Genomic DNA, 6,000 nt, shown 5'->3' with positions numbered 1-6,000 from the left:
CCATTTGGGTAAAATCTCTACCCCACTATCCTCTGGCATATACATCCAGAGGTCAAACAAATCAGTTCGACCAGCCAAAAGTGTAACGAATTGGTTATATTGACCCAATAGTCCGTATTTTAACACGCGGGGAAATTTCCTCTTGTGCCAAAACACTTATAGAAGACTGTATACGCTCTATTATGCGCCGTATGGGAAGGCGGATACTCCTCGAAACCAATATTACTGGCACCTCTCCTTGCTTGGAGGCACTATCAAGACAGAATCTAACGCGAGACACAAATTCATTCATTTTTGACGGAGAAAAATTAATCTGCTTTTCTTCACCCGAATTAGACAAATGATCCAAAACAAACATCTCCCAGTCAGGGCTGAGAGTCACAATTGGAATATATCCCTGGGGACCAATGACTGATGCGCTGATTTGACGCGCCAGTCTGATCCGAACATGCGCGACTAGTGCAGCAACAGTTTTTAATCCCTGGCCACATCCCTCCTGCAAAGCCTCCAGAATACTAACCAGATCACGGATTGATACCCGTTCTTCCAGAAGGGACTGCAGAGTTCTTTGTATTACGCTGACTGAAATCTGAGAAGGAACCAGATCTACGACTAATTTCTGCTGCTCTCTAGGCATCTCATCCAGAAGTTTTTGCGTCTCCGAATAAGAAAGAAGATCTGGCATATTATCTTTAACCAATTCGGTTAAATGCGTGATGATTACACTGGCGGGATCAACAACCGTGTATCCCTGAACAATAGCATTCTCACGGAGGTTTTGATCTATCCACAATGCAGGCAAACCAAAAGCGGGTTCTTTGGTTTTTTCTCCCTCGACATTTGGCTCCCCACCCCGTGGATCCATTGCTAAAAGCTTATTCAGTCTGACTTCACCATGACCGACCTCTATCTCCTTAATAGAAACAGAATAAGAATCAGGCGGCAAAAGCAGGTTATCCTGGATACGAACAGGCGGAAGGACGAAACCCATATCGCTTGCAATTGTTCGACGAAGTATTTTTATTTTTTCTGTTAAACGCGTCCCCTCACCGCTTGCGATCGCCAACAAATTAAAGCCCAATTCCAGTCTCAATAGATCCACCTTCAGGCTTTCCGAAATTGGAACCTCTGTGGGAACAGGATTTTCGGGAACTACAACAGAATCTCCATCATTATCCGTACCAACCACGGGAGTCCGGTATCTTATCCAAGCCGCTCCGCCAGCCAAAACTGCTAGAAACAAAAAAGGAAATGTCGGCAAACCTGGTATTAATGCCAAAACCACTGCCGAGCCGGAAGCCAAGGCAAGCGGTTTAGAATTACCACCCAATTGACGGACAAGAGCAACGTCAGCTCCGCCTTCAGTGCCACCCTTTGTTACGACAATACCTGAGGCCGTAGAAACCAACAGGGCAGGGATTTGCGAAACAAGACCATCACCTATTGTCAACGTAGTAAACGAGGTAGCTGCATCTGCTATCTGCATACCGTGGCGAACAACACCTATAGTTAATCCCCCTACAATGTTGATAGCGGTTATGATCAGACTGGCAATCGCGTCTCCACGCACGAATTTGGCAGCACCATCCATCGCGCCATAAAAGCCACTTTCTTCTTCAAGTTCTCTACGTTTTTTACGTGCAACAGAATCAGTAATAGCGCCTGAGGATAGTTCAGCATCAATTGCCATTTGTTTTCCTGGCATGGAATCCAGAGAGAACCTGGCTGCAACCTCGGCAATACGTCCCGAACCTTTGGTAATAACCATAAAGTTAACAACCAGAAGTATCGAGAACAAAATGGCTCCGATAACTACGTCTCCGCCCATCAAAAAGCCACCAAAAGCCGCGACAACATGACCCGCGGCGTAAGTACCTTCGTATCCGTGACTCAGAATCAAACGTGTGGTTGCTACCTCGAGTGAAAGCCTCAGTAGGGTTGTTAGTAGAAGCAGTGTTGGAAAAGACGTGAAATCAAGCGGCTTATTTAAAAATAACGCTACCATCAGAACCAGAATGGATAACGTAACCGACAACGACAATCCGACGTCTAAAACAAACGTCGGGAGGGGCAGAACCAGTATCGACAACAGCGCAGAAACAGAGAGGGCAAGCCCGATATCTGATCCAGGGACCCACTTTTTCAAAGCGAGCACGCTTTGAGGAATATTATTTGATGAAAAAATTCTTCCCATCTCGGAAGAGAAACTTTTTTTTATATTATTCATTTTTCTTCCGATATGGATTTTTAATTTTCTGACTTTACGATTTCAGTCATGGTTACGCCTAAACGCGTCTCATCCACCATAACCACCTCACCTCTTGCAATTAAGCGGTTATTGACAAGAATATCGATTGGATCTCCAATCTTCCGGTCCAACTCCACCACAGCCCCCCGCCCCAGCTTCAATAATTGATTTATCGGCATTGTGGCGCGGCCCAATACTGCGCTTAATGTAACAGGAATGTCGTAAATGGCCTGCAAATCATTAGGCGTTTTATCGCCAGAAATTTCCTCTTTTGAAAACTGTTCTTTTTCTACACTGAAATCATCTTTATCCAGCATTTTTTCCTCCTATTTTTTCCTGAGAGAGCGAGAGAATTTGTGACGTTATTTCAGAAACAACTTTATCCGCATTCCGAACGAACAGACCTGTATCCCAGGAAACCTTGAAATCCCCACCTTTTTTCGCCTCATCAACAATAATATTTATTGTTTTTTGTGTGAATTCTCCAAAGTACCCTTCTATTTTTTCAGAAAACTCTTGAGAACAAGTTAATTCCAACTGGAAATTATCTTTTATGTATGAATTAATTTTTTCGATCGTTCGCTTTGCCTCTTCCACTCCATACTGCGTCAAAAGCTCCGGAAACAGATTCACAAGCATTTTTAGGAAGAAAGACGTAGCCTGCTTAGAAATATCCTTCTCTATGTTTTTTATACTTTCAAATATTCTATCTATTTCTTTTCTTATTTCATTTTTATAAAAACTCTCCATGCTTATTTTTTCATTATCAAATGCTTCCTTTCCCAATATTTTTCCTTCCTGCAGCCCTCTTTGATAAGATTCTTCTAAAAGTTCATCAGATAGCGTATTAGTGTTTTCATTCTCCGTGGGCGGCGATATATCGTCACTTTTCTCTACATTGTCCGGCAAGACCCTATCGAAGTCCTCCGCGTAGAGAATTCCAGAAGCATTATTGCCTCCTGAGAAATTGTGGACCATCAGACAATCATCTCATTTCCAGGCTGTTCTTGATCAATCAGGTCAATTTCGCCTCGGTCCACAAGATCTTTCGCAATAACAAGAATTTGGTTCTGTGCAGTATCAACATCTTTTACTCGTACAGGACCCAGATCTTCAATTTCATCCACAAGAATACGACCTGCACGCTCCGACATGGAAGCAAGAAATGCCTGTCTCAATTTATCGCTTGCACCTTTAAGTGCTAGCGGAAGGCTTTCCCTAGGTATCTGATTCAGCAATACTATCAAACTCTCACTGGAAAGATTGACGAGTTCCTCGAAGGTGAACATAAGACTTTTGATCTGTTCGGCATCATCCTGGCTCCGCTCTTCCAGAGCAGTCATAAATCTACCTTCAATGCGCCTGTCAAAATTGTTAAATATGTCTGCCAGAACCTCATGGCTATTCCGGTTTATTCCGCGCGGAATATTTGACACAAATTCCGACCTCAGTGTCTTTTCAACGCTTTGAAGAACGTTTTTCTGTATTGTTTCCGTTTTAAGCATTCTCATCATGATATCTAATGAAAATTCTTCCGGAAAAAGCGCCAGAACTTTAGCCGCATGAGAAGGTTTGATCCGACTCAATATAACGGCAACAGTCTGTGGATATTCATTTTTCAAATAATTCGCGAGAACTGTCTCCGATACATTGCCGAGCTTATCCCACATTGTACGCCCGGCAGGCCCACGGATTTCTTCCATGATTGCTGCAGCCCGATTGGCGGGAAGAGCATTTTTGAGAAGCTTTTCCGTACTTTCCAGATCTCCCACTACACCTTCAGCAGACCCCAAGCCCTGGCTAAATTCGTGGCATACTTTTTCGACGGTATTTGACGAAACAATACCCAACTGAGCCATTGCAGATGAAATTTCTCTAATTTCTTCTTCATGCATCTGCTCAAACAAACGAGAACAATTTTCCTCGCCCAAGGCCATCATCAGAATGGCCGCTTTTTGTACGCCGGAGATATTCTTTTCCATATCCATCATCCTCCCGCGCCTTCCTGAGAAGGCATCAACCATCCCCTTACCAAGGCAATACTTTCAGATGGATGAGTTTCCACGAGATCTACAACTTTCTGAACGGAAGAGGCTCTAATCCTTCCCTGTACTCCACTGACAGAGACTGTTTCCTCGTCAACCGGTTCAGCATTCACATAAGCCGCCTCGAGCATTGGAGTTCTTGCTCTCTCGGATTGACTGTCGGGCAGATAAACAGCTCCCTGCGAAGAAAGATCGACAGCCGGGGTACGATCTTTAGAAGCGGCAAAATTGAGCAATTTCCCAGAGCTGGGTTCTCCAATCGGCCGGAGCAGTGGGCGCACGACAAAGAACAGGACCATCGCCAGACAGGCTGCGAATAATCCAAACCTTATCGCCTCCATCTGATTTGAATGGGTGAAAAACTTGCTCCAGCCGGAAGTCTCTGGCTTCATTTCCATGTCCATATCCGTAAACTTCATGGACATTACGGTTACTACGTCACCTCTGCTCTGATCGAAGCCAACCGCACTTTTTGTCAACGCGGTCAGGCGACCAAGTTCTTCCTGATTGCGCGGCTGCCATGACGCGTGCCCTTTTCCATCAGACTGGCTGATACCATCGACCATGACGGCCATACTGATACGGGCAATGCGTGGCTGATCCTGAACCAGGGTCCGGACTGTCTTGCTTATCTCATAGTTATTCGTTTGTTCCTGCCGGTTGCTCTGACTTCCATTCTGCTGCTGTCCCGCATTAGCGTTCGGAAGATTATTTGACACCGTGGTGTTGGTAGAGCCTTGGGTATTGATGCTTTTTTCTGTCTTGGTCTGTTGCGACCTCAGAACCTGCTGGTCGGGATCATAATTTTCCTGGGTTTCCCGAACATGATCGTTATTCATGGTGACATTGGCTTCTACACGCACATGTCCAGGCCCCAGTGAAGATCCCAGCAGATCCTCGACTTCACGCGCGATACGCTGTTCAATCAATTGCCGCTGCTCTTCCGCAGACTGACCGCCGTTCGAGTTTCCTTCTCCCTGCTTGAGAAGAACATGGCCACGATTGTCGATCAGGGAGATATTGTGGGCGTCCAGCCCGGGGACCGCTGCGGAAACCAGATTCACGACTGCTGCAATGCTTTCCTCATCCAGCCGACGTCCACCATCCATTGAAAGAAGGACGCTCGCCTGAGCATTCTGCTCATCTGTTGAAAAAAGCTCCCTGTGACGCAGCACAAGATGCACCCTGGCATTCCGGACACCATGGATCAGACGGATTGACCGTTCCAGTTCCCCCTCGAGTGCACGGGTTTCATTGATCGTCTGTTCGAATTGCGTGGCGGTAAAGCTGTTGCCCTTGTCGAATATCTCGTATCCGACAGACCCGCCTGATGGCAGGCCGCTTTGAGCCAGAAGCAATCTGGCACGTGCAACGTCGTCATCAGGTACCATGATCGTACTGCCCTGATCCTGAAGACGATATTTGATGTGGGCCTTTGCAAGCTGCTCTACGATTTCACCTGCTTCATGCGCTTCCAGATCACGGTAGAGCAGGCCGTTTGTGGCGTTAACTCCATGAAGGACAAGCACGCCGAGCAGAACCAGCATCGCAACGCCAACGCCGCCAAGGGCAGCCAGACGCGGTAGCCCCAACTGCTTGAGGTTTGCTAGAAGCGCTTTCACCGGCTGCTCTCTTTCCGGTTTTTCAGTGAATCGTCATCCTGGCGACTCTCTTTAGAAAAACCTTCCTGCACTGCCCACATGAGCA

General features: G+C 46.2%; 5 protein-coding genes. All 5 read right to left on the bottom strand.

Annotated features, from left to right (window positions below; genetic code table 11):
- Nucleotides 1-94: 94 nt before the first annotated feature.
- Genes flhA through fliF form a run of 5 tightly spaced genes read right to left on the bottom strand, consistent with a single transcriptional unit; the run spans nucleotide 95 to nucleotide 5,915 of the window.
- Nucleotides 95-2,194 carry a flagellar biosynthesis protein FlhA gene (flhA, locus tag GOX01_RS07680; protein ID WP_228119263.1) on the bottom strand — a complete coding sequence of 700 codons (2,100 nt, stop codon included), beginning with the start codon at nucleotides 2,192-2,194 and terminating at the stop codon, nucleotides 95-97.
- 53 nt (nucleotides 2,195-2,247) lie between these two features.
- Entirely contained in the window at nucleotides 2,248-2,565 is a 318-nt protein-coding gene (fliN, locus tag GOX01_RS07675) for a flagellar motor switch protein FliN (RefSeq protein WP_011252005.1), read from the bottom strand.
- Nucleotides 2,555-3,226 carry a hypothetical protein gene (locus tag GOX01_RS07670; protein ID WP_024716536.1) on the bottom strand — a complete coding sequence of 224 codons (672 nt, stop codon included), beginning with the start codon at nucleotides 3,224-3,226 and terminating at the stop codon, nucleotides 2,555-2,557. The genes fliN and GOX01_RS07670 overlap by 11 nt, the downstream gene beginning before the upstream one ends.
- Nucleotides 3,226-4,239, bottom strand: coding sequence for a flagellar motor switch protein FliG (locus GOX01_RS07665; protein ID WP_024716535.1), 1,014 nt, complete (start codon nucleotides 4,237-4,239; stop codon nucleotides 3,226-3,228). The genes GOX01_RS07670 and GOX01_RS07665 overlap by 1 nt, the downstream gene beginning before the upstream one ends.
- Nucleotides 4,236-5,915 (bottom strand): flagellar basal-body MS-ring/collar protein FliF, encoded by a 1,680-nt coding sequence (gene fliF / locus GOX01_RS07660; protein ID WP_024716534.1) that lies wholly within the window; start codon nucleotides 5,913-5,915, stop codon nucleotides 4,236-4,238. Before fliF ends, GOX01_RS07665 begins: the two co-directional genes overlap by 4 nt.
- Between the last annotated feature and the right edge of the window lie 85 nt (nucleotides 5,916-6,000).

The organism is Gluconobacter oxydans, assembly GCF_006539685.1.
In the GTDB taxonomy this organism is placed as follows: Bacteria; Pseudomonadota; Alphaproteobacteria; order Acetobacterales; family Acetobacteraceae; genus Gluconobacter; species Gluconobacter oxydans.
The sequence above is the reverse complement of the archived record's forward strand: the minus strand, read 5'-3'. Positions and strand labels throughout refer to the sequence as shown.

Bases quoted from the DNA above. Each gene is read 5' to 3' on its own strand.
- flhA (WP_228119263.1), bottom strand. From the start codon at position 2,194: ATGGGAAGAATTTTTTCATCAAATAATATTCCTCAAAGCGTGCTCGCT.
- fliN (WP_011252005.1), bottom strand. From the start codon at position 2,565: ATGCTGGATAAAGATGATTTCAGTGTAGAAAAAGAACAGTTTTCAAAA.
- GOX01_RS07670 (WP_024716536.1), bottom strand. From the start codon at position 3,226: ATGGTCCACAATTTCTCAGGAGGCAATAATGCTTCTGGAATTCTCTAC.
- GOX01_RS07665 (WP_024716535.1), bottom strand. From the start codon at position 4,239: ATGATGGATATGGAAAAGAATATCTCCGGCGTACAAAAAGCGGCCATT.